Source organism: Streptomyces sp. (genome assembly GCF_031178505.1).
Classification (GTDB): domain Bacteria; phylum Actinomycetota; class Actinomycetes; order Streptomycetales; family Streptomycetaceae; genus Streptomyces; species Streptomyces gulbargensis.
This window is the reverse complement of record NZ_JAPSIW010001067.1, coordinates 1-1520: the sequence shown is the minus strand read 5'-3', so window position 1 is coordinate 1520 and position 1520 is coordinate 1. Positions and strand designations below refer to the sequence as shown.

Sequence of the window (1520 nt, the reverse complement as noted above, 5' to 3'; positions counted from 1 at the left end):
GCCGCCGCCGTCGCCTTCCTCGCCTCCCGCGACGCGGCCTGGATCACCGGGACGACCCTGCGGGTGGACGGCGGTGTGCTGGCGGTCAACACCCACTTCGGCGAGGTCCTCGGGCACTGAGCCCGCTCTTCCCGCACTTTTCCCGGCCGGCGGCGCAACCCCGGCGGGTGCCGCACGTCTGGAGGGGTGAAGGCGCCCTTCGGGAGGGCTGCGGAGTCCGGACTCCGCAGCCCTCGTCCACGTCCGTCACCGCATCGGGAGAACCCACCATGTCCAGCCACGCCAAGCGGAACCTCCGCCCCCGCCCCCGGGCCCTGGGCGTCCTCGCCGGGGCGGCGCTGCTCCTGGGCGGCGGCTTCGCCGCCCAGGCCGCCGCCGACTCCGCCCGCCCGCAGCCCGCACCGGCCGCTCCGGACCACCACCCCACCGCACCGGAGGCGGCGCCCGCCCCGGCCCCGGCGGTGGAGGCCCCGGCCCCGGCGGTGGAGGCCCCGGCCCCGGCGCCCGCCCCCGCGGTGAAGCCCGCGCCCGCGCCCGCTCCGGTGCCGGCGAAGCCCGCGCCCGCTCCGGTGCCGGCGCCCGCGAAGCCCGCGCCTTCCCCCGTACCGGCGCCCGCTCCCGCTCCCGCGGTGAAGCCGACCCCGGCCCCGGCACCGCCGCAGGCCCCGGCCCCGGCACCGGCCCCCGCTCCCGCCGAGGAGGCGCCGCGCGTGGCCGCACCGGGCACCGGCACCGGCAAGTAGAAGCACCAGCACCACCGCCAGGAGGCGGGCCGGGCCGCCGTGGTGGCCCGGCCCGCCCTCCCGCAACGGATCGAGGCCCATGCAGTACGCCCTTCCCGCAGCGCCGCCCCGCTGGTTCCGGCTGCTCGCCCGCCTGACCCGGACCGAGGCCACGGAACGCCACGAGGCCCAGGCACGGGTCCGCCGGCTGCGGGCGGTCGGCGGTCCGCCGTTCCGGGATGAGCCGCCGCCCACGCTCACCGAGCTGTACCGGGCGCGGCGCGTCGACCTCGTGCGGCTGGCGGTCTTCCTGGTGGACGACCCGCACACGGCCGAGGACGTCGTACAGGACGCGTTCACCGCCGTGTGCCGGGCGTACGGCACGTCCCTGACGGGCCTTCAGGACCCGGGGGCGTACCTGCGCACCGCCGTCGTGAACGCCTCCCGCTCCGTCCTGCGCCGGCGCCGTACCGCCCGGTCCTACACCCCGCCCCACGAGGGCGCGGGCCCGGCGGTGGACGAGCGGCTGCTGCTCGCCGAGGAACACCGGCTCGTACTCGACGCGCTGGCGGGTCTGACGCGCCGCCAGCGGGAGGTGTTGGTGCTGCGTTACTGGTCGGAGCTGTCCGAGGCGGAGATCGCGCGGACACTGGGCCTCTCGCGCGGCACGGTGAAGTCGACCGCGAGCCGCGCGCTCGACGCGCTGGAGAAGAAGTTGGGGGAGGTCCGATGACTCCGCGCACGACTCCGTACGAGGAGGAGCGCCGCGCCGCGACCGAGGAACGGCTGCGCGCCGCA

The 1520-nt window shown here is 78.2% G+C and carries 2 protein-coding genes and 1 pseudogene; all 3 read left to right on the top strand.

Features of this window, described 5'->3' with window-relative positions; translation table 11 throughout:
- Positions 1–120, top strand: a pseudogene (locus RIF68_RS36310) (oxidoreductase); the annotation flags it as partial.
- A gap of 149 nt (positions 121–269) precedes the next feature.
- Positions 270–743 (top strand): hypothetical protein, encoded by a 474-nt coding sequence (locus tag RIF68_RS36305; RefSeq protein WP_309056025.1) that lies wholly within the window; start codon positions 270–272, stop codon positions 741–743.
- A 79-nt stretch (positions 744–822) separates the two neighbouring features.
- Positions 823–1455, top strand: a complete 633-nt coding sequence (locus tag RIF68_RS36300) for a SigE family RNA polymerase sigma factor (protein ID WP_309056023.1) — start codon at positions 823–825, stop codon at positions 1453–1455.
- Positions 1456–1520 lie beyond the last annotated feature (65 nt).

What these genes read in the sequence shown, in the direction of transcription:
- RIF68_RS36305 (WP_309056025.1), top strand. Translation starts at nt 270, where the DNA reads ATGTCCAGCCACGCCAAGCGGAACCTCCGCCCCCGCCCCCGGGCCCTG.
- RIF68_RS36300 (WP_309056023.1), top strand. Translation starts at nt 823, where the DNA reads ATGCAGTACGCCCTTCCCGCAGCGCCGCCCCGCTGGTTCCGGCTGCTC.